22 protein-coding genes are annotated in these 19778 nt (G+C 38.4%); 8 read left to right on the top strand and 14 right to left on the bottom strand.

From position 1 onward, the window contains the following. Positions 1–21: 21 nt before the first annotated feature. Both OLM56_RS13955 and OLM56_RS13950 read right to left on the bottom strand, forming a co-directional pair. Complete coding sequence (locus tag OLM56_RS13955) at positions 22–1434, bottom strand: MBL fold metallo-hydrolase (protein ID WP_264527415.1); 1413 nt, start codon at positions 1432–1434, stop codon at positions 22–24. A 20-nt stretch (positions 1435–1454) separates the two neighbouring features. Then, the gene (locus OLM56_RS13950; protein WP_264527414.1) at positions 1455–2240 is read right to left on the bottom strand and encodes a sulfite exporter TauE/SafE family protein; all 786 of its coding nucleotides are present in this window, start codon (positions 2238–2240) and stop codon (positions 1455–1457) included. Between the two features lie 189 nt (positions 2241–2429). Here OLM56_RS13950 and OLM56_RS13945 point away from each other — a divergent pair, with 189 nt between their 5' ends. Beyond that, entirely contained in the window at positions 2430–4397 is a 1968-nt protein-coding gene (locus tag OLM56_RS13945) for an endonuclease (RefSeq protein WP_264527413.1), read from the top strand. Between the two features lie 27 nt (positions 4398–4424). Here OLM56_RS13945 and OLM56_RS13940 read toward each other — a convergent pair whose 3' ends face one another. The 8 genes from OLM56_RS13940 to OLM56_RS13905 form a co-directional block, all read right to left on the bottom strand. Further along, positions 4425–4826, bottom strand: coding sequence for a response regulator (locus OLM56_RS13940; protein ID WP_182492114.1), 402 nt, complete (start codon positions 4824–4826; stop codon positions 4425–4427). Continuing rightward, positions 4823–5044 carry an ATP-binding protein gene (locus OLM56_RS13935; protein ID WP_264527412.1) on the bottom strand — a complete coding sequence of 74 codons (222 nt, stop codon included), beginning with the start codon at positions 5042–5044 and terminating at the stop codon, positions 4823–4825. The genes OLM56_RS13940 and OLM56_RS13935 overlap by 4 nt, the downstream gene beginning before the upstream one ends. Next, positions 5013–7661 carry a PAS domain S-box protein gene (locus tag OLM56_RS13930; protein WP_264527411.1) on the bottom strand — a complete coding sequence of 883 codons (2649 nt, stop codon included), beginning with the start codon at positions 7659–7661 and terminating at the stop codon, positions 5013–5015. Before OLM56_RS13930 ends, OLM56_RS13935 begins: the two co-directional genes overlap by 32 nt. A 156-nt stretch (positions 7662–7817) precedes the next feature. After that, complete coding sequence (locus tag OLM56_RS13925) at positions 7818–8204, bottom strand: DUF3037 domain-containing protein (protein ID WP_264527410.1); 387 nt, start codon at positions 8202–8204, stop codon at positions 7818–7820. Continuing rightward, complete coding sequence (locus OLM56_RS13920; RefSeq protein WP_264527409.1) at positions 8182–8976, bottom strand: HipA family kinase; 795 nt, start codon at positions 8974–8976, stop codon at positions 8182–8184. The genes OLM56_RS13925 and OLM56_RS13920 overlap by 23 nt, the downstream gene beginning before the upstream one ends. A gap of 82 nt (positions 8977–9058) precedes the next feature. Next, positions 9059–9433 carry a DoxX family protein gene (locus tag OLM56_RS13915; RefSeq protein ID WP_264527408.1) on the bottom strand — a complete coding sequence of 125 codons (375 nt, stop codon included), beginning with the start codon at positions 9431–9433 and terminating at the stop codon, positions 9059–9061. Positions 9434–9457: 24 nt separating this feature from the next. After that, complete coding sequence (locus OLM56_RS13910) at positions 9458–9838, bottom strand: DinB family protein (protein WP_264527407.1); 381 nt, start codon at positions 9836–9838, stop codon at positions 9458–9460. After that, positions 9823–9984: a hypothetical protein gene (locus OLM56_RS13905; RefSeq protein ID WP_264527406.1), complete on the bottom strand. Its 162-nt coding sequence runs from the start codon at positions 9982–9984 to the stop codon at positions 9823–9825. Before OLM56_RS13905 ends, OLM56_RS13910 begins: the two co-directional genes overlap by 16 nt. A 142-nt stretch (positions 9985–10126) precedes the next feature. Between OLM56_RS13905 and OLM56_RS13900 the strand changes: the two genes are divergently transcribed. The 3 genes from OLM56_RS13900 to OLM56_RS13890 are packed head-to-tail and all read left to right on the top strand — an operon-like array spanning position 10127 to position 10885. After that, complete coding sequence (locus OLM56_RS13900) at positions 10127–10279, top strand: hypothetical protein (RefSeq protein WP_264527405.1); 153 nt, start codon at positions 10127–10129, stop codon at positions 10277–10279. 1 nt (position 10280) lies between these two features. Beyond that, on the top strand, positions 10281–10499 hold the full coding sequence (locus OLM56_RS13895; RefSeq protein WP_264527404.1) for a hypothetical protein: 219 nt from the start codon (positions 10281–10283) through the stop codon (positions 10497–10499). 2 nt (positions 10500–10501) lie between these two features. Further along, complete coding sequence (locus OLM56_RS13890; protein WP_264527403.1) at positions 10502–10885, top strand: YchJ family protein; 384 nt, start codon at positions 10502–10504, stop codon at positions 10883–10885. Between the two features lie 170 nt (positions 10886–11055). On the opposite strand, the gene OLM56_RS13885 is transcribed toward OLM56_RS13890, so the two are convergent. Next, a complete protein-coding gene (locus tag OLM56_RS13885) occupies positions 11056–11484 on the bottom strand; it encodes a hypothetical protein (protein WP_264527402.1) in 429 nt (142 codons plus the stop codon). A 164-nt stretch (positions 11485–11648) separates the two neighbouring features. Between OLM56_RS13885 and OLM56_RS13880 the strand changes: the two genes are divergently transcribed. Together OLM56_RS13880 and OLM56_RS13875 are read left to right on the top strand one after the other, a co-directional pair. Then, complete coding sequence (locus OLM56_RS13880; protein ID WP_264527401.1) at positions 11649–13646, top strand: sensor histidine kinase; 1998 nt, start codon at positions 11649–11651, stop codon at positions 13644–13646. Between the two features lie 11 nt (positions 13647–13657). Then, on the top strand, positions 13658–14287 hold the full coding sequence (locus OLM56_RS13875) for a response regulator (protein ID WP_121377634.1): 630 nt from the start codon (positions 13658–13660) through the stop codon (positions 14285–14287). Between the two features lie 5 nt (positions 14288–14292). Here the strand turns inward: OLM56_RS13875 and OLM56_RS13870 are convergent, their stop codons facing one another. Further along, complete coding sequence (locus OLM56_RS13870; RefSeq protein WP_264527400.1) at positions 14293–15696, bottom strand: MFS transporter; 1404 nt, start codon at positions 15694–15696, stop codon at positions 14293–14295. A gap of 82 nt (positions 15697–15778) precedes the next feature. On the opposite strand from OLM56_RS13870, the gene OLM56_RS13865 reads away from it, so the two are divergent. Together OLM56_RS13865 and OLM56_RS13860 are read left to right on the top strand one after the other, a co-directional pair. Then, a complete protein-coding gene (locus tag OLM56_RS13865; RefSeq protein WP_264527399.1) occupies positions 15779–16153 on the top strand; it encodes a winged helix-turn-helix transcriptional regulator in 375 nt (124 codons plus the stop codon). A 25-nt stretch (positions 16154–16178) separates the two neighbouring features. Then, complete coding sequence (locus OLM56_RS13860) at positions 16179–17894, top strand: patatin-like phospholipase family protein (protein ID WP_264527398.1); 1716 nt, start codon at positions 16179–16181, stop codon at positions 17892–17894. A 3-nt stretch (positions 17895–17897) separates the two neighbouring features. Here OLM56_RS13860 and OLM56_RS13855 read toward each other — a convergent pair whose 3' ends face one another. Together OLM56_RS13855 and OLM56_RS13850 are read right to left on the bottom strand one after the other, a co-directional pair. Next, positions 17898–18617, bottom strand: a complete 720-nt coding sequence (locus OLM56_RS13855) for a LytR/AlgR family response regulator transcription factor (RefSeq protein WP_220477612.1) — start codon at positions 18615–18617, stop codon at positions 17898–17900. After that, the gene (locus OLM56_RS13850; protein WP_264527397.1) at positions 18607–19503 is read right to left on the bottom strand and encodes a sensor histidine kinase; all 897 of its coding nucleotides are present in this window, start codon (positions 19501–19503) and stop codon (positions 18607–18609) included. Before OLM56_RS13850 ends, OLM56_RS13855 begins: the two co-directional genes overlap by 11 nt. Positions 19504–19778: the final 275 nt, after the last annotated feature.

Genomic DNA, 19778 nt, shown 5'->3' with positions numbered 1-19778 from the left:
AAATCGCTCTAAATTTAAGAATTATTTATTTGTTGTAGGACAGACAAATGTGCTGAGTTTGATTCCTGTTTTTCGAATACCAGCTATACCTTTCTCAACATTTACCATATTGTGATAGCCTCGTGCTTTTAAAATGGAAGCCATGATAACAGAACGGTATCCGCCTGCGCAGTGCAAATAAAATTCCTCTTCTTTAGGAACTTCTGATAATTGTTCATTGACAAAGTCCAAAGGAATATTTACAGCACTTTCTACATGTTCGGCACTGAACTCTCCTGGTTTTCTAGCGTCGACGATAATGCTTTTCTCGGTCATTTGAGATTCAAACTGCTCTGGAGAAATTGATTCGATACTGTCGGTTTCAAATCCAGCTTCTTTCCATGCCATTATGCCACCATTTAAATAGCCTAGAGAATTGTCAAAACCAACTCTAGAGAGTCTAGTAATTGTTTCTTCTTCTCTTCCTTCTGGCACGACTAAAAGCAGAGGCTGTTTGACATCGCGAATCAAAGCTCCAACCCAAGGGGCAAAATTTCCTTGGATACCTATAAAAACAGAACCTGGAATGTGGCTTTTTACAAAATCGTCTTCATGGCGCACATCCAAAATCAAAGCTTCAGATTGATTGGCTGCTGCTTCAAATTCTCTTGGTGTCAAAGGCTTGAAAGACTTTTCTATGATACTGTCGAGGCTTTCGTAGCCTTGGATATTCATCATTACATTTTGCGGGAAATAGGCAGGAGGAGCTCCAAGCCCGTCTAGCAATTCTGCTGTAAACTCTTCTCGCGTCATGTCGGCTCTCAACGCATAATTTGTTTTCTTTTGATTGCCTAAAGTATCTGTCGTTTCTTTGCTCATGTTTTTTCCGCAGGCACTTCCAGCGCCATGGCTCGGATATACGATTAATTCGTCTGGCAGTGTCATGATTTTGTTTCTGAGAGAATCGAATAGATAAGAAGCCAGCTTTTCTTGCGTCAAGTCGTTTGACATTTTTTGTGCTAAATCCGGACGTCCGACATCTCCGATGAATAAAGTATCACCGGTTATGATTCCGTGCTGTTTTCCGTTTTCATCTGTAAGAAGATAGCAGGTGCTTTCGAGCGTATGTCCTGGTGTGTGGATTGCTTTTATCGTATACTTCCCGACTTTAAATTCTTGTCCGTCTTCAGCAATAATAGCCTCAAAATTAGGTTTTGCAGTCGGACCGTATACAATTTTTCCTCCCGATTTTTTCGCAAGATCTAAATGTCCCGAAACAAAGTCAGCATGAAAATGCGTTTCAAAAACATATTTTATTTTCGCATTGTCCTTAGTTGCTCTGTCAATATAAGGTTGTATTTCGCGCAAAGGATCAAAAATTGCTGCCTCGCCATTGCTTTCTAGATAGTAGGCTGCTTGGGCAATACAGCCGGTATAAATTTGTTCTAGTTTCATAATTTTTTATGTTTGAAAATCTAAAGGAATACTTCTTTGGTGAGAATTAGGATTGACATGGTCAATACAAACCATCCGAAGCCTTTTTTTAGATTTTTTTCATTGATGAACTTATTGAGGTAAATCCCTGCAAAGATACCTAAAATTGAAATAAAAGAGAAAATAAATAGGAAGCTCCAATCGATGTCGATATTCCCTAAATCTCCCGTAAAACCGATAAGCGAATTGATAGCAATAATAAATATGGAAGTACCGACCGCTTTTTTCATCGGAAGCTTAGCCAGATAAACCAAGGCAGGAATAATCAAGAAGCCGCCGCCGGCTCCAACCAGTCCGATAATAATACCGACAACAAAAATCTGCAATATCGTTATCATTGCATTCGGCATTGCGGTTGATTTTTCGGCCTTTTTATCCGAAATCATCGAAAGTGCCGCCAGTAACATTACTATGGCAAATAAAGCCATGATGAAGAAATTTTTCGTTACCGTAATCTCTCCAACAGTAAAAATTATTTCAGGAATTCTTGGGACGATTAGTTTCCGAGTCAGGTAAATGGCAATCAGTGAGGGAAGTGCAAATTTCAACCCCGTTTTTAATTCTACGAGTCCTTTTCTGTAGTTCTGGATCGTACCGAAAGCTGATGTTGTTCCGACAATAAATAAGGAATAAGCCGTTGCCGTAACAGGATTGATTCCTAACAAGTAAACAAGCACCGGAACCGTGAGAATAGAACCGCCGCCACCTGTTAGGCCTAAGACAAGTCCTATAATAAGTGCTCCAAAATAACCGAAAAATTCTTCCATGGAAAAGGTTGAAACTATTCCGTAAATATATTAAAAACTAAAAGGACTATTCCTTTTGACTGTTATTTTTTAAGCTTTTGAATAGCTAGTAGATTGATTGTATGTCACTAACCTATTTTTCAATTAGTGTTAAATAGACACTTTAGTAATATTAAATGTTTAATTTTGAACTGAAAATCAATTTTAAACATGATAAAAAACTATCTTTCTATTTTATTTTTATTTATTTCTGTTTCATTTTCTTATGGACAGGTAGTAATAAATGAGCTTGATTCTGACACACCAGGTATTGATGACAAAGAGTTCGTGGAGCTTAAATCTACCGTGCCTAATTTTTCGCTTGACGGCTATGTGCTTGTTTTCTTTAATGGAAATGCTGAATCGGCGAGTACAGGAAATAAAAGTTACTTGACAATTTCATTAAACGGACTGACTACTGATGCTAATGGCTTGGTTTTGATAGGATGCAATGCGGTTTCGCCTGTTCCACAAAAAATCATGGGTGATAATTTGATCCAAAATGGTGCCGATGCTGTTGCTATCTATCAAGGTACAGTCGCTAATTTTCCAGACGGAACTTTGGCAACTACAACAAGTTTGATTGATGCTTTAGCCTATGATACGAATGATGCAGATGCCACTGCATTAATGGGATTGCTGGGATTGTCCATACAAATTAATGAAGACGAGAACAATCAAGGCGTCAATCAGTCTATCCAAAGAAAACCTGATGGAACCTACGAAGTCAAGGCGCCGACACCGGGAGCTAATAATGACGGAAGCGGTATTATTTTTAACGGAATAGGCATAAGCGTTCCTGCTTTGCAATATACAGAAGGCAATAGTTTTACAATCACATTTACGACACAGACTCCTGTGACCAGCGATTTGGCTTTTACCTATACGCTGGCTAATGGAAGCTTCACTGCTGCTGATTTTACTGCGAATACAAATGTCTTGATTCCGACAGGATCGACGACATTTATGGCAAATGTCCAACTCGTAGACGATGCGATTGATGAAGGTGATGAGCTAATGAAAATCAAGCTTGGAAATCTTCCTGCGGGTTATATCAGGCTTAATGATAATATTGAAATTAGAATATTAGATAATGATTTTACAGTTTCTCCATGGGGAACACCTTTAAATCCAACACATGGAATTGTCACCAGCACGGCTCCTGCTGGTTATTATGATTCGCTAGAAGGTAAGTCGGGTGCCGTATTAAAACAAGCTGTACAAGACATCATAGCCAACCCAGCAGTGGTCAGAGCGCATAATTATGGCGACATTACGAATATCTTAAAAGTGGCCGACCAGAATCCGTTAAATAGTAATGAAGTTTGGCTGATGTATAAAGAAGTAAGCCGTTCTAAATTTTTATTTCAAGACACGGGCAGCGGAACGGGCAGATGGAATAGGGAACATATCTATCCACAATCAAGAGGAGGATTTGCAGACGGAACTTCTGATACTCCAGATGGAATTAACGTATGGGAACCAACAAGTGCGTCCATGCTCAATCACGGCCATGCTGATGCACACCATCTGAGAGCTGAGGACGGACCTGAAAATAGTTCAAGAAACAATAAAGATTTCGGACTGACCGATTATAACGGCTTTTCAGGAAATGCAGGAAGTTGGAAAGGAGACGTAGCTCGTGCTGTATTTTATATGGCAATTCGTTACAATGGACTGGATGTTGTAAACGGAAATCCACCAGATACGACAGTCGGCCAGCTAGGGGATTTGGCGACATTGCTTCAATGGAACGTAAACGATCCGTCGGATGATTTCGAGATGAACAGGAATAATTATATTTACACCTGGCAGCAAAACAGAAATCCGTTTATCGACTACCCTTATTTGGCTGATTACATTTGGGGTAGCAGGGCAGGGCAGGCCTTTTCGCTATCGACACCCGATTTTTCGGAACTCAAAGTGGCCATTTATCCTAATCCGGCAAAAAACTATATTACGGTTGCAGGAATAACTAGTTCCGCAACCCTGCAGTTGTTTTCTGTCTCAGGACAAGAACTGCTGACTGCTGATTTTTCAGGAACATCAACGATTCAGCTAAACCTTGCTCCTGGAATGTATCTTGCAAAAATTATCTCTGAAAACAGGACAGCCGTTAGAAAAATAATCATCCAGTAATTAGAAAAAAATAAATTATATGCAAAGCTAATGGCCTCCATTAGCTTTTGCTATTTCTAGCACATCCTGAAAGGCAATTGGCTTGGTAAAATAGCCGAGTATTCCCTTGTATGTTTTTGATTTCTCTTTATCAGAGCTCGCTATAGAAGAACTTACGATATAAATAGCTGTTTCTTTTGGAAACATGGCTTTTATTTTTTCAAATCGCTCCATAAAATGCCACCCGTCCATGATGGGCATTTCGATATCAAGCAATATGATATCAGGAAATTCATCGGGCTTGTGTATCAATCCGATTAGCCCGTCAATGGCTTCTGCACCATTAACAAAAGACATAATCTTGCTGGCTTTTTCTGATTTTTGGATGATCTTTTTTGTTATTATCTGATAGATTGGGTCGTCATCGATAAGACAAATTATTTTGGTCATTTAAAGTAGATTTTGAAGGTGGTTCCTACGTTTGGTTCGCTCTCAACAGTTACGTAGCCCCCCATGGCATCAATCTGGTTTTTGGTAATGAACAGTCCGATTCCTTTAGAATCAGGGTTTTCATGGAATGTCTTATACATTCCAAACAGCTTATCTCCATATTTTTTTAAGTCAATACCGATACCGTTATCCGAAATTTCCAGAACGGTTTTTTTCATTTTCGCTATAGCTTTTCAGTGCGATAGTAGGTTGTCGCAAAGGATGGCTATAGCGGATGGCATTTGAAATAAAATTGAGCAGTATGCTCTCGAGATAGGCCGGATTGTATTTCACAAAGATTTCCGGGGCTACATTATTGTCTAGGACTGCCTTTTTAAAAGCAATCTGTTCAGAAAGGATATTGAGAATTTTGTCAATATTGTCCTTTAGGTTTAAGTTTTCGATAATCAAATTGATGTTCGTCTGTATGTTTACGACTTCGTTCAGATTCAGCATCGTTTCGTTCAGCGTGTTTGAAACGTTTTGCAGCATCTTGACCAATTCAAAACGTTCTTCTTCTGTTTCGGCGGTTTCAATCAGAGCAGAAATCGATTGTATGTTGCTCGTATGCGAACGCAGATTGTGGGAAACGATATATGAAAAGTTCAACAGCCTTTTGTTCTGCTCGGTTACAAGGTCGAACGAATTGCTGAGGTCTTTTTCAGCTTCTTTACTCTTCGTAATGTCAATCATGATACCTTTTAAAGAAACAGGTTTTCCATTCTCGCGGATTACATTAACGATATCGCGAATCCATATTATAGATCCGTCTTTCGCAATCATGCGGTATTCAAAATCATATTGCTGGCTTTTTTCCGATTCTATCGCACAATAATTTATTGCCCAATCTCGGTCATCCGGATGTATGGTATTTCCCCAAAAATTACCATTGCTAAACCACTCTTCTTCTGTATAGCCTGTAATTTCTTCTGCTTTTTTATTGATGTAGGTAAAAACATAAGTTTCATAATCGCATTCCCAGACAATTCCGTCGATCGTATTGATGAGCGATTCCATTTTTTTCTGAGACTGTATTACTATTTCTTCGGAAATTTTCCGAGCCGTAATATCTTCAGTAGAAATAATCACCCGTTCCAACGTTTCTTCGTAGCCAGGCATAATGCTCCAGCGAAGGCTGATATCGCGGTATTCTCCATCAGATTTTTTAATTTTTGAATCTACCGTCAGCCTAGTTTCGCCTTGCGTAATGGCAAGCAGCTGTGCCTTAAACGAATCCATGGCATCATTATTTATGATGTTTTCCAACGGCTGCATCAAATCATCTTTTGTTTTTGGATAATGCAGCGCGAGGCATTCGTTGTTTACGTTGATGACTTTTACGAGGGAAATGCATTTTTTTACAATTTCAGGATGCGTATCTAGAAATGTGGCTACTTCAGTACGACTTTTTCCAATCAGATTCAATTCTATCAAGTATTTTTTCAGATAAGAAAAATCTTCTTCCCATAAGGCAATCGGCGAATCTTCAAAAAGGCTTTTGAAACGGATTTCACTTTTCTTGATGGCATCTTTCGCTTCCTTTTTAGCCGTAATATCTTCTATGATGGAAATATGAGAACTCGGCTTTTCTCCTTTTTTCCAGAGTGGCGAATAGGTGATATTTACCCAAATAAGGTTGCCATTTTTATGCACATATCTCTTTTCCATATTCAGCTCTCTGATATCTCCGTTTTTGAGCCTTTCCAACTGCCGGAGATTATCATCAAGGTCGTCTTTGTAGGTAATATCTCTAAAGCTCATGCTTCTCATTTCCTCAAATGTATAACCAAGCATCCTACAATATTGGTCATTTACTTCTATCAGGTTTCCTGTTACGGAATCGACATGCGCGATACCGATAGCGGCTTGGTCAAAAATAGTCTTGAATTTTATTTCGTCATCAAGAATCTTATTTTTTTGGTTATGAACCAAAAGCTGCAATTCGGCAGGTTTTTTTAAAAGATTCATGATGAAAAGAGCAAACATAATGCAGAACAACAAGGCTAGTACAAGGGCAGGGAGTATCTCAAAAATAATCCCGTATTTGCTTTTATTGATAAGGTATATTTTCCAGTTTCCGTCTGGAATCGATAAGACCTGATAATCTTTGTCACTGAAATCTTCTTTATTAGGAAGGAAGAAATCAATCACGCCTGTTTTGGGATTTTCTTTAGAAAACTGAAAATAGTATCTCGAGTCTTTTATAGAATTTATGCCCGAAGATTTTAATAGCGTTTCCATGCGTATCATGACGGCAGAAAATCCCCAGAATTTGCCTCTTTTGTATATCGGAAGTCTGCCTACAACTCCCATTCCGCCTTGTTTTAATTTTAAAGGACCTGCGAAATGTATTTTGCCTTTTCTGATGGTTTCTAACGCTTCATCTTTAATACTTTCGGTATGTAGGATATCAAAATTGATTATCGCAGGATTATCAGGGTAAATGTATTTGATTACTCCATTTGGAACCAGTTGTACGGCATCGATGCTCGGATTTGAGTCAACAAGCGCTTTTCCTACGGATTCAAAATTCTCTGGTTTCCCTTGATCGTTAATGGTCAGGGCTAAAGAAAGCGTAGTCGTATAGCAGTTTTTTAAGGAATGGTTTAGATTCTGCTGTACCACATGCAGGATATTAGACATTTCCTGCCGTCTGTTTTTCTTGACGATTTCATAGCGCTGCAAGGCAAGCGAGCTGATTACAGCAAGCATTATAAAGAAAATCAAAAAGCCAGTTAACTTTGGCTTGGATATAAACCAGCCAGTTATCTTTGACCACTTGTTTTCTGTTTTCATTCGTTATGGGGGTACTAGGAAATCTGTTAATTTGGTGACTAAAATATAAATTAATATTTAATTTAGAAGCTATTCACAACAATTCCATAGGTCGCTCTGTCAAATTAAAACAGTAAGGAAAAAACAATTTTTTATAGGTGGTTGTTTTTGAATTGATTAGGGTAAAACAAGCTCGGAAAAAAGTCGCTCTGTAACTTCCTCCAGATTGGTGCACATGCCTGGATGTGGTCTTGAAGTCTGGATGATAGAACTCCTTACGGCCGTCATCCATCGAAATCTTGATGGGACATCGAATTTGGCTATTGGGCCACCATCTTGCGCGCCTCGGCCGATTTTTTCAAAAGCTTGGAGATTCTGCTCAAGCTGCTCAAAATCGAGCTCATTAGAAAAGAGGCGCAGTTTGGCCTCATCAATTTTATACAAAATCTTGATGAACTGCTCTTTTTTACAGAATACTATAACTCCGGTATTGACAAATTCTTCGCGTTCTACCTTAGGCACAATGCGAATCACGGCATATTCATATAAGTATTTGTCTTGCATCTTGGGCAGCTTTTATAAAGATTTCTGAATTGGCTAAACGGGTAATCAAAAAGCTGGAATAAATATTCCTGATTTGGTCTGGGGTCTCGTCGGAGCCTTCCCATTGCAACCATTCTTCTGGAATGAGGTCTACAATAGAACGGATTTTTTCTTCAGTGAGCAGCAATCGGAATTCTTTATCTATTTCTTCCAAATTAGAAGCTTTTGGCAACAAGACATGATCTTTGATTAGTGCAAAGGGTGTTTTAGCACTACTTTCCCAATTATTCCAAGAATGATGGAAATACAAGCAAGCGCCGTGGTCTATCAGCCATAATTCTTTATGCCAGATCAGCATGTTTGTATTTTTAAACGTACGATCTACGTTTGTAATATAAGCATCAAGCCATACTATTTTTGAAGCTAGGACAGCATCCACTTCTGTAACCACTGGATCGAAAGTGATGGCGCCCGAAAGAAAATGAAGCGCCAAATTGAGCCCTTGGCTTCCTTGTAATAGATCTTGGATTTCTTCATCTGCTTCTGTCCTCCCGAAAGCTTCATCAAGGTTTGCAAAAACTAATTCAGGTACAGGAAGCCCTAGTACTCTAGCGATTTCCCCGCCAATCAGTTCTGCAATCAACGCTTTTACGCCATGCCCCGCGCCTTTAAATTTCAGTACATATTTAAAACCGTCATCGGCATCTGCGAGGGCAGGAAGGGAGCCACCTTCCCTCAAGGGCGCAATGTAGCGGGTAACGTTGACCGTTCTCAATGAAAAAGGATTGTTCATAGGCTTGTTCTTTAGCACAAAAATAGCGCATAGAAATATATGCGCCACTTTTTGGATTATAAATTTACGAAAACTGCTTGGGTTATTCCAAAGCTCCGGAGTTTAATTTGTGATAACTTACGTAAGAAAGCATAAGGACTCCAAGTACAATAAGAGGAAAAATAGCTGCAAAGCCAAATCCTTCTACGGCTATATAGCTTGCAGAAGCGCCGAGAAAATCGAAAGTAAAGCCAGCATAGGCCCATTCTTTCAGACGTTTTGGTGCCGCCGGAATAATCAATACTAGTGCACCCAGTACTTTGAAAACAGTAAGAATTATGCCGAAGTATTCCGGATATCCGAGATGACGCATGCCTTCTTTAGCTAATTCGGTCTGCGAAGTAAGCGCCGGCATTACGCCTTCAAATAAAAAGATTAGAATTGTCGTGATCCAGAAAATAATTTTGTGTTTTTTCATGATTTAATTGGGTTAGGGAATGGGTTAGTTTTTTACGCTTAAAAGAATATTTCTGATTTGTTCTGTATGCCTTTGTGTATGAAACAATGCAAAGTTGACCCACTCTAAGCGCGTTAGGTATCCAAAAGTGGGCAATTCAAAATTCATGCAGGTCTTGGAGAGATCTAAATTGTTTATAAGCAAGACAATTTCATTTTTCAAAGCCGTGAGTTCATTGAGCTGTTTTTGCTTGTCATGTTTGGTTTCAACAGGACAGATAAAATCTGGTGATTGCATCTTGAGACTGAAATCTAGAAAAACGGATTTCAGAAAGGCTACTTTTTCGTCGATAGGCCTGTCTGTTTCAACTACATTGTCGGTTACGAAGTTTCCAAAGCCTGTATTGGCTTTCAAGATGTGTTCCATAACCTGACCGACCGACCAGCTTTTTTCAGACTCTTGTCCCAAATATTTTCGTCAATTGTTGACAATAGCTGGCCTAGAGTGTCAAAAGTTTCTTTGGCTTCATTCGCTAGGGCAGCCGTGCTAAAATTTTCTGTCTTGTTTTCCATTGTTTAATTGTTTTAACCAAAATTAGGGCTATGATTCTGACTTTGCAGTGTGTAAAGAAGACAATAGAGAGGGGAGGTTGCGACAACATACTGTCTGACTGAATTTGCTATCTTTGTGCAAGCATACCAAAATCCTCAGCACATGGGAAGACGCAACGAAACAAACCGATTGAATCATAAGAAAAAGGTAGATCAGAAGAAAACCAGAGAACAAGAAGCAGAACGGCTAAGAAAAAGCAAGCTGAAAGAAATTGTCAAGAAATTTAATGCTTCAGATGAGGCCAAAAATGAATAACATGAACAGTCACGTATACGAAAAACTAAAGAAAGAAGTGCAAGAAATCATTGATCTGATAGCTGGCAAGCAAAATCGAGAAGCCAATAACAAGCTGAGAGAAGTTAGCGAAACGCTAGATGAATTATTAGATCATGCCGAAGAAGACGAGGAACTTTTGGAAATAAGCCGCTATCAAGTGTTGCTGAACCAGCTGCATCAAAAAATCAATGCCGAATAAAGATGAGGTATGATTGTTATTGCGGCTCAGGAATCGTATATGCAGATTGCTGCGAACCATTTATAAAAGGAATCCAAAATGCTCCAACGCCTGAGAAATTGATGCGTTCCCGCTATAGTGCATACGCAGTACAAGCTTCGGATTATCTTATGGCCACTACACACGCTTCTACAAGAAAGAATCATTCCAAGTCCGCTATTCTAGAATGGTCAAAGTCAAACCAATGGCTTCGGCTCGAAATCTTGGATGTTTCAGAAAATGTTGTTGAATTCAAAGCTTACTTTTTAGACAATCGTCTCGAAGGACATGTGCATCACGAAAAATCTTTTTTTAGAAAGGAAAAAGAAGTTTGGTTTTATGTAGATGGTGAGTTTTATGATGCGTAGAAATTGTTCGTACTAAAAAATAAAAATGCCCTTCGGTTTGGAAGGGCATTTTACTAACTCTCAAAATAACCCCCTCTTATTTTAAGGTATTGCTTTTGAAAATTTGGCTCTTGTACAATTCATAAACACAAGAGCCGGTGTACCAATATAAACCAATAAAAAAGTATGAATTATTGTTTTGTTCCCGAAAATGTAAAAGTGATATCTGTAGCAGCTTGTTGTTTTGTAAGTGCCAGCAATGCTTTGCTACTTGCTCTGTAAGCAAAAGTTCCAGCTGGTGCATCGCCATCTACAAGTATATCACCACCAAGATTGTATACTTTTATTGTTTTAGGAGTTAAATTAGAATAAGCTTCCCCGCTTTTAGGAGTCATTCTCAATTCAGTATTACTAACTTTAGTAATAATTAAAGTGGCGTCAAAGTAGTCTTGTCCTGCGTTCGGGCCATCTAAAACTTCAAATGTACCTTTAAAAGTACCTACAGCTGCGTCAATACTTCCGCCGCCATTACCGCCATCACTATCATCACTGCTGCATGATATCATGCTAACTACTGCGAATACAACAATACCAACTGTTTTTAAAATCGATTTTTTCATTTTTAATTTTTTATTAGGATTTGAAATACAAATTTATTGTGATGCTTAACGGCTTCCTATACCTGAAAATGGGTGTAATTTCATACCTGATATCAGGTATTTTTCAGCAATAAAGTTGAATATTTAACAGAAGGTGTAGTGAAAGTTAATATTTTTGTATTGCTATGAAAAACAAATTATTACTCCTGTTTATACTATTCGTTTCGCAGGCATATCCTCAAAGAGTGTATACGCTTGATGATGACAAATCCTATACCGATAGCCTGACGCAACTTATTAAGTCAACTCGTGTTGATAGTATCAAGTGCATTAGTAGTTTTAGGCTCGCTGATTTGTACAGAAGAGGCAAAAAAAACGAACTGGCTGATGAATATCTTGCCCTTGCCAATACGATTGCTCCCAAATATCCTTTTCTAAAAGATGTAGCTGTTTATTATAACTCGATACCTTACTTGAGCAAAGGTGATATTGATAATTTTGGAAAACAATTGAGTCTGGCCAACACGAAACTCAAAAAATACAAGACCAAAGATTCGTATTCATTACGGGCATATATACTGAGAAATCTATCCATAGTCAAGCAAGTCCAAAATAATGAAAAAGAGGCGATGCGAATTTTGATAGAGGAAGCTATGCCGCTGGCCGAAAAAGGAGGCAATTACGAAGTACTGAGCGGCCTGTACAAATCAGTAGCTATCATTTTTATGAATAATGAGGAAAGGACAAAAGCAGAAACTTACCTGAAATCAGCAAAAGAATATATTGAAAAAGCATCCAAGTCATCTTACACCTACAAAGAGACTAAGGTAGAAATCTATGTCATAGACTCCGAAAATATGACGCATCTTGAAAAGCTGGTAGATGCTAAAAAATCATTGGACAAAGCCTATGAAATATTAAAAAAATACCCAAAGTCCAATATGAATGGAGGCTATTACTTTTCTGAAGGTTATTATTTCTATAAGATAAAGCAATTTGAAAACTCGTTAAAAAGCTACGACAAAGGAATAGCCAATAGCATGCTTTATCAAGATGTATTTTCGGCCAATCGCCTAAAATTTGCCAAACACCTCCCATTTAAAGCGATGAATAGGCATGAGGATGTCAAAAACGTTTTGCTCGACCTGATAGAAAACAGTAATCCTTTTGTTGTAGACGAAAAAAACTATAGCTTAGAACTGGCACAGACGTTCGAAAAGTTAGGAGATATTAAAAATGCCTATAAATATAGCTCGAGATATATTGCACTTAACGACAGTCTCAATGAGATACAGTCCAAAGAAAAGATAACTGCGCTCGAAGCAAAATTCAACAAGGCTGAAAATGAGAAAAAAATCAGCCAGCTAGAAGCACAGCGCGAACGAGACAAGCTTATTGCTGAAAACAACAAGTTATATTATGGATTGCTGGTTGCTATTTCAGTCCTGTTACTTTTATTGGTAATCTTCCTATGGATAAATTCAAAAAATCAAAAAAAGATAGCGATTGAGCATGCCAAAAATTATACGCAGAATCTGACGGCTCTCAAAAACCAAAAGGAAATAGAGGTAATGCAGGCCATGATAAAAGGCGAAGAAAGCGAACGAAAAAGAATTGCAAGAGATCTTCACGATGGTATCGGAAGCATGCTATCTTCGTTGAAGATGCGATTCATGAAAGTGAATAGTTCCTCTGAAGTCGATCTCAACGAAATTGACAATATGAATACCTTGCTTACTAATTCGATTACCGAATTGCGACAGGTTTCTTATAATCTGATTCCCGAGTCGCTGCTCAAATTGGGACTTGAACATGCGCTTAACGACCTTTGTCACATGTTGAAAACAGAGAATGTCAGAATTGATTTCCATGCCAATGCGATCAAAGATGACATTCCAGAAAGCATGCAAATTACGATTTATCGGATAGTCCAAGAATTATTAAGTAATGCTTTAAAACATTCAAAAAGCAGTGAGATTTTAGTGGATTGCAGTCAAAATCAATCACGGTTTTTTATTACGGTCGAAGACAACGGAATAGGATTCGATACGAGCAAGATGGATGTTTTTGAAGGTCAAGGCTTGAAAAATCTGAAAAACAGAGTAGAGCTGCTGAATGGTAAAATAGAAATCGATTCATCAAAAGAAAGAGGCACGGTTTTCAATATCGAACTGTCCCTATAATTTACATGACAATGATAAAGCCCTATAAGACATTAATTGTTGACGACCATCCTATAGTCAGTGAAGGACTGCAGGTTGTTTTTTCGCAATCAAAAGAGGTAGAAATCGTCAGAATCTTCAAGACAGGATCAATGCTTTTGGACTATGGCGGATTGGGCAAGATTGATATAATTCTTCTAGATGTTTTCTTGCCCGATATAAACGGAATAGACTTATGCCTGAAAATCAAAAAGAGCCATCCAAAAATTATCATACTCGCAATGAGCAGCCAGGCAGAACGCAGCATTGTCATGCAGATGATAAAAAATGGAGCGAATGGTTATCTGCTCAAAAGCGCTTCTCTAGATGAATTCAAGAACTGCATAAATAAGGCGGTTGAAGGCGAATTGGCTTTTAGCAATGAAGTAAAAGGAGTTATTCAGAAGACGAGCATTCATGACCTAAAAACAGTTCCCAGATTGACCCGAAGGGAAAAAGAAATCTTATTGTTATTGGCAGACGGCAAATCTACCCAAGAAATATCAGATACCTTATTCTTAAGTTACCTTACCGTACAGACTCACAGAAGAAACTTACTGAATAAATGTCAAGCCAGAAATCTCGCTGAACTGTTGAAATTTGCAAAGGAAAACGCTTTATAGTTTCCCTATTCGGCTTTTTTATGTGAAATAAAAAGCAAAAAGACAGCCACAATTAACAACAAAATTATGTTCGTAATTGTAGCTGCTTTGTAAGCTTCTAGATACGTTTCAAGTTTTCTATGCGGATTTTTCAAAATATAAAAAAAAATGCCCCCAACGATACCGACTCCCAAAGCAATCGCTGTCTGCTGAAAGGTTGAATACGTTCCCGAAGCCATGCCCGCAAAGGAAGAAGGAAGGTTGCGTAAAGAAACAGTCAATAAAGAGGGAAGCACGGTTCCACATCCGATTCCGTAAACAAAAAAGACTAAGGGCAAAAATGGACGAGTAGCCGCTGATCCGTCCAGAAGCCATAGGTGAAAAATTAGCGAAAAGACCATCAACATAACACCAAAAATTAGGACGAATTTTCCATACAGCGTAATCAACCGTATCGATAGCAAGGAAGCAATCACATATCCAACTCCTTGGAATACAAAATACAATCCGGTATCAAATGAGTTGATGCCAAATCCGTTCTGAAGAAGTACAACATTAATCAAGAAATAAGAATCTTGAACCATAAAATAAAAAACAGAAGCGAAAAGTCCGATCGTAAAATCTCGATGCTTAAATACCCTCACGTCAATAAGACTGAGTTTTCCTTTATTCTGCCTTCTACGCTGCTGCCAAAAGAAAGACAACGCAATTAGAAGTGAGAGTCCAAAAAGGATAAATATCCAAATTGGCCAGCCCAATTCCCTTCCTTGCACTATGGGATAAATAAAACAAGCTAAAGTCAAGACCAGCAGTGTGGCACCCAAATTGTCAAATTTTTGGGTTCGGACTACAACTGTATTTTCGAGATATTTTATAGACAAGCCGATTGCTATGATGCCAATCGGAACATTGATTAAAAACAATAGCCTCCAGCCTTCAACAAAACTATGGATTTCAGGAAGCACGCCTCCTAAGAATTGGCCAATAACCGAAGCAGCTCCAGCGATGCTGCCATAAATGCCCAAAGCTTTTGTCCGTGATTTTTGATCTTGGAAAAGTACCTGAATGTAAGAGATACCTTGCGGTACCATAAAAGCAGCGCTTATTCCTTGAAAAGTCCGACCAATATTCAGCTGGATTATATTCTGAGACAGTCCGCACAAAAAAGAAGAAAGTGTAAAAGCAGCCATGCCTATTACGAACACAGGCTTTTTTCCGAAATAATCGCCCGCTCTTCCACCGGCAATTAAAAAGGAAGCATAACCCAGTACATATAAGACGATGACCCATTGCATGTCCGTATCTGTGCCTCTAATTCCTACTTTGATTGAAGGTATTGCCACATTAACCACGAAAATATCAATTACTGATAAAAACACAGCTGTCGATACCAATACAAGAAGCGACCACCTCGAAATACTCCTGCCCATAACACAATTTTTACTACATTTATGGGATAAAATTAGGGCGGATTACTAGCGCCCACAAGTAGTTTCTAAAACGATACCAAGTATGGAAAATGATACTAATACTGATTATCAATCGGTTGAAAACAAAGAAAATTTTGATTTTTCTGAAAATAATTGTCCCATCAAAAATGTATTCAAAGTTATTGGCGGAAAGTGGAAAGTTCCGCTTATAAATGCCATCAGCCAAGAATGCCCGAAACGCTTCGGAGAACTAAAGCGAAAAATGGAAGACGTAACCCAAACGACATTAACGCTGCAATTAAGAGAACTAGAACGTGACGGAATCATTTGCAGAAAAGTCTATGCCGAATCGCCGCCACGAGTCGAATATAAATTATCCGAACATGGTATCAAGCTAGTTCCGATTCTTAAAGTTTTGGATGAATGGTGGGAAGGCTACTGCGAGCATAAGAATTAATCGACAAATAAATAAAAAATAAAATATGTCCCAAAAATTTAAAATATGTATTGCAATGGCTGGAGCCGTATCTGCAGGAGCTTTTACGGGCGGCGTAATGGATTATCTGTTAGAAACATTAGACCTGTGGGAAAAGGCAAAAAAGAAGAACAGAGATTTAGGTATCGATCATCCTGAGTATGATTTTTCTGTGCCGATGCATGATGTCGAGATAGATGTAATCAGTGGTGCGTCTGCTGGAGGTATATCGGGTTCTTTGACGATGCTGAATGTTGTCGATGAAAATCACCAATATGTCAATAAAGACAATCCTTTTGGGAAAAACAACCGCTATTACCAAAGCTGGGTAGAAATGGCCGATGATTCTAAAGCAACGACCTTCGAAAAAATGCTAGAAACAGGCGACCTAAAGAAAAATCAAAAACCAGACTCACTGCTAAATTCGCAATCGATCGACGCTATTGCAGAGAATGCGCTACACATTGAGAAAGTAAGAGAGTTTCCTCCCTATATTTCAGATAGTTTAGATTTGATACTCACGACTACAAATTTGCGCGGCATCAATTTCAAGATTGATTTTGGCGGAAACGACAAAAGTGGTTCGGTCATTACGAGCCATGCTGGTTTTTTCAGATATAAATTGGCCAATGGTAAATACCCTACCGGAATTCCTGAAGGCGAAAATTTATATTACGTGCTCGACCTGAAGAATCCCAAAGATATGGGCTATCTTAAAGATGCGACATTGAGTACGGCCGCTTTCCCAATTGGACTTAAGTCAAGAGAAGTAGCCATTTCGCAAAAATATGTCGAGAGATATCCCAAATATCTTTTTGGAAAAAGAACGGGCATCTATCCGCTGATAAAAGAAGACACCGTATACAAATTCAATTCGATAGATGGCGGTCTTATCAATAACGAGCCGTTTGCTATTGCGTTGAAAGTCCTTAAAGAAAAAAGTGCCGAAGAAGTAATACAAGACAAGTATGCCGTCATTATGATCGATCCGTTTCCGAATAAGGATAACGAGATTGAAAAAACAAACCCCGAGAGAGACATCATTTCTATTGCCAAAGGAATGTTTAAAGCCTTGCGGAATCAGGTAATGTTTAATCAAGATGGGATATTGGATGCCTTAGAATTAAGCGACCGAACAAAATTTTTGATAGAACCTGTTCGGAAAACTCGAGTTCAAGGAACTTTGACCAGAGCTAAAAACGACCTTGCGTCAGCGCCTTTTAGCGGTTTTGCTGGATTTATTGATAAATCATTCAGGCACCACGATTATTATTTGGGAAGGCTGAACTGCCAGACTTTTTTACGCTATTATTTCGGGATACTAGAAAAAGATATGAACGAAAGGCTCAATGTTGTACCTCATGCCGCTGCATTTGATAGGTTTTATTTTAACGAAGTTCAAGGCGATCCTGCCAGTTCAAAGCTATTTCCGATCATACCTGATATGCGTGTTCTCCAAGCGAGGTCTAACGAATCGGATAAAGAAAAGTACGGTATCGATGCTAAATTGGATTATCCAGTATATCCGACAATCCGCCTTGATAATTTTGAGAAGAAATACAAAAAACTGATGTTGCGAAGAATTGAATCGGTTGCAAATGGCCTGCTGGATAATTTTTGGTTTAGCATTGCGAATCGACTTTTTCTACGCAAGAAAATCAATAATGCCGTCAACGAGATGATCGTGAAAGAATTAGAAAATGCTGAACTGATTGAACGTTGAGCATTATAGTTTTATACGCTCAAAGAAAAGCTTCTTGTACGTTTCACTAATCGGGATTCTTTTTTGGTCTATGATAATCCGGTTTCGCTGAATCGAATTGATATATTGCAGATTGACGATATACGAATTATGAACCCTCATGAAATTCTGCTCGGGCAGTTTTTCCAATAGGTTCTTGAAATTAGAAAGGGTCAGTACAGATTTGCCGCTGTTGAGGTTGATTTTTAAGTAGTCTTTAAGTCCTTCGATGTATTTAATATCGTCGATAAAAATTTTCAGGCTTTCATAATCGGATTTTACGAACAAAAATTTATCTGAAAGCTCTTGTTTTTGAACAATTAAAGGCTGTTTCTTGTTTTCGTTTTTTGACGCCTGATACGTAAACTTATTCACCGATTTCAGAAAGCGGGTATACGCTATGGGCTTGACGAGATAATCTAATGCTTCCAGCTCAAAACCATCGATAGCAAATTGCGGATAGGCAGTCGTAAATATAAATTGCGGCCTGATTTTGAGCGTATCAATAAACTCAATCCCAGTAAGGAGCGGCATTTCAATATCTAGGAATATAAGATCGACCGTTTTTGAAGTGACGAACTTCATCGCTTCTACCGGATTGGTAAAACATCCCAATAGCTCAATATCAGGCATCGTATCGCAATAATTTTTTATGACATCAATAGCCAGAGGCTCGTCGTCTAAAATAACTGTCCTAATCTTCATTCAGCTTTAATTTTAGCTTTACATAAAATTTTCCAGAATCGGCATAGGTTTCCAATTCGTTTCGCTCAGGAAAATAAAGGTTTATTCTCTTGACCGTATTTTCAATTCCTAAACCGAAGGAATCGCCATTGCTTTTAATCCTATTGATATCATTAATTACAGAAAAGTCTATTTCGTTTTTTTGGACCTTGAACTTTACGATAATTTCGTTTTCTTTTGACGGATCGATACCATGCTTGAACGCATTTTCAATAAAGGAAATAAACAGCAGCGGCGGGATAAAGATAGAAGTTTCATCACAATCAACTTCAAAGATAATGTTAACGTTTTCAGTCAGTCGCAGTTTTTGGAGCTCAATATAATTTTTGATATATAAGATTTCTTCTTCAAGAGGAACGGTGTCTTTATTGGTCTCATAAAGCATATAGCGCATCAATTCCGACAGGTTCAAGATAGCCACAGGAGTCTGCTCTGATTTTTTTATAGACAAGGAAAAGATCGTATTGAGCGAATTAAAGAAAAAGTGAGGGTTCAGCTGTGCTTTTAAAAAATTCAACTCAGAATTCTTTTTCTCCATTTCGGCTTCTTTTTGCCGCTTGTAGCTGGCATTCCATTCAATAAAAATCTTAAACATGGAACTGACCGTAAGATACAACGTAAAAAGAATAATGTTGGGCAGCATCATGTGGATCATGAATATATAATTATTATCAAAAGGAAGAGCTGGTGCCGCTCTTACGCCCCTGACTGCTCTTGGAATACTTAATCTTGCTGGCTGGGAAGAAACGGATACCGTGTCGGCTTTTTCTTTATGAATAGAAATCATGGCCGCTCTAGGCGTTATTTGGGATGGCGGAATGGTTTGAAATGTGCGCGTTAGAGGCATAACCCGACTAAAGTACATTACCTCAATCTTAAAAATAGTTATAGAACAAGCAAATATCAATATAAGAGTGGTGACAATATAGAGTACCAAGCGGTTTTTGAGCAGAAGCTTTGGAACCAAGAAGAAATAATTGATATAAAAAAGAGAAATCGGGAGTAATATCCTTGGGATAAAACTTTTAAGGTCTGTATAGCCAGCAAAAAAATCACTGAAAGGGAAGGCCAAAAACAAAAGCCAGATAAAAATATGGAGTAGAAAGAGCCTAAAATTAAATG

It is taken from the genome of Flavobacterium sp. N2550 (genome assembly GCF_025947265.1).
GTDB lineage: Bacteria > Bacteroidota > Bacteroidia > Flavobacteriales > Flavobacteriaceae > Flavobacterium > Flavobacterium endophyticum.
The sequence above is the reverse complement of the archived record's forward strand: the minus strand, read 5'-3'. Positions and strand labels throughout refer to the sequence as shown.